The 1795-nt window shown below is 34.9% G+C and carries 3 protein-coding genes; all 3 read left to right on the forward strand.

All coding sequences use genetic code 11. The annotated features are described in order from the left end of the window. The first annotated feature begins 61 nt into the window (after positions 1 to 61). The 3 genes from HMPREF3237_RS01210 to HMPREF3237_RS08895 are packed head-to-tail and all read left to right on the forward strand — an operon-like array spanning position 62 to position 1702. A complete protein-coding gene (locus HMPREF3237_RS01210; RefSeq protein WP_070888573.1) occupies positions 62 to 739 on the forward strand; it encodes a helix-turn-helix domain-containing protein in 678 nt (225 codons plus the stop codon). Beyond that, positions 736 to 1365, forward strand: coding sequence for an IS3 family transposase (locus tag HMPREF3237_RS08890; RefSeq protein WP_180364187.1), 630 nt, complete (start codon positions 736 to 738; stop codon positions 1363 to 1365). Before HMPREF3237_RS01210 ends, HMPREF3237_RS08890 begins: the two co-directional genes overlap by 4 nt. Before the next feature lie 52 nt (positions 1366 to 1417). Next, the gene (locus tag HMPREF3237_RS08895) at positions 1418 to 1702 is read left to right on the forward strand and encodes an IS3 family transposase (RefSeq protein WP_180364188.1); all 285 of its coding nucleotides are present in this window, start codon (positions 1418 to 1420) and stop codon (positions 1700 to 1702) included. Positions 1703 to 1795: the final 93 nt, after the last annotated feature.

A 1795-nucleotide genomic window follows, 5' to 3' on the forward strand; every position in this document is an offset into this window, starting at 1 on the left:
TGATATGATACCTCTTAAGTAGACATGGTAAATAACCAAAATCTACTTAAGAGGTATTTTTATGTCTAGAAGAGAAAGATTCACCCCATACGAGAAAGAACAAGCTTGTCTCGATTATATTAATGGTAATCGTTCCAGTGCTGAGATATGTAACTGTCTTCATATTTCCACAAGGACGATTCAAGATTGGGCGGCCATCTATAAAAAACATGGAATTTTAGGACTAACAAAGAAAACAAAAAACCGTTCCTATTCAAAAGAATTTAAAATGGAACTTGTTAAAAAATATATTAGTGGTGAGGCTTCATCTGTTGATTTAGCTCATCAGTATGATATTTCTTCAGGGCTTTTAAGAAATTGGATTAGGATGTATAATGCCAATATAGAACTTAAGGATTACAATCCAAAACAGGAGGTCTATATGGCAAAAGCAAGACGCAAAACAACTATTGATGAACGCAAAGAGATTGTCAACTATTGTATTGAACACAATCGAAATTATAAGGAAACAGCGGCACTTTATAATGTTTCTTATAGCCAAGTATACTCATGGATGAAGAAGTATGATAGTGATGGTGAAGAAGGATTAATTGATAAAAGAGGTCATCACAAACTAGATGATGAGGTTGATGAATTAGAACGTTTACGAAGAGAAAATGTGCGCTTAAAACGTCAGTTAGAAGAAAAGGATATGACTGTTGAACTCTTAAAAAAAGTGAAAGAATTCGGAAGGATGTGAGACTAGGTAAACAACGTTATGAATCAAAATACTTAGCGATCGAACACTTTAACACAAACAAAGGGTGGAGCATTAGTTGGATGTGTCATCAGCTCGGAATTACGAGGTCTGCATTTTATAAATGGAAACATCGAATAGTTCCTGAACAAGAACAATTAAACAGCGAAATTGCGGAATTAATTAAAGAATATGACGAACGTTTCTCACATATCTTGGGATATCGAAGAATGACAGATTGGATTAATCATTTCAACCATACGAATTACTCGAGAAAGAGAATTCACCGAATTATGAAAAAACTCGATATTCACGCCGTTATCCGTAAGAAAAAGAAAAAATACAAGACTGGCAAGCCTGAAGAATCCGCAGAAAATAAGTTGGCAAGAAACTTCTATACAACTGCTCCGAACAAAAAATGGGTAACAGATGTTACAGAGTTTAAGATCCCTAACTCTCATAAGAAACTCTATCTTAGTGCCATACTTGATTTATATGATCGTTATCCTATTGCTTTTGTCATAAGTGGTCGAAATGATAATCGGTTGGTCTTCAAAACATTTGACAAAGCCATTGAAAAAAATCCTACAGCTAAGCCTATATTTCACAGCGATAGAGGGTTTCAATAATACCAATAAGAGCTTTCAAAAAAAGCTGAAAGATACTGATATGATTCAATCCATGTCAAGAGTAGGCCATTGTATTGATAACGGGCCAATAGAAGGTTTTTGGGGAATTATAAAATCAGAAATGTATCAGATGTATGATATTTCTGATGAGACCTCCCTCCGATATGCCATCAAAGACTATATTCGATTTTATAGTCATGAGCGACCACAGAGTAGATACGACTGTAAAACGCCTTGGGAAGTAAGAAACGCTGCCTTAACATCAAAACATCCTTTGTCATACCCAATCGCTAAGAATAACAAAATTGAACAGTACAAGTCTAAGTGGTCTGCATAAAAAATCAGCCGTACATTTATTTGTACGACTGACCTTATAAAACAGACACTATTGTTAGATATTTTACCTGTCTACTTGACAGGGGGCATATCA

This window comes from Streptococcus sp. HMSC34B10 (assembly GCF_001839505.1).
GTDB classification, from domain to species: Bacteria; Bacillota; Bacilli; order Lactobacillales; family Streptococcaceae; genus Streptococcus; species Streptococcus peroris.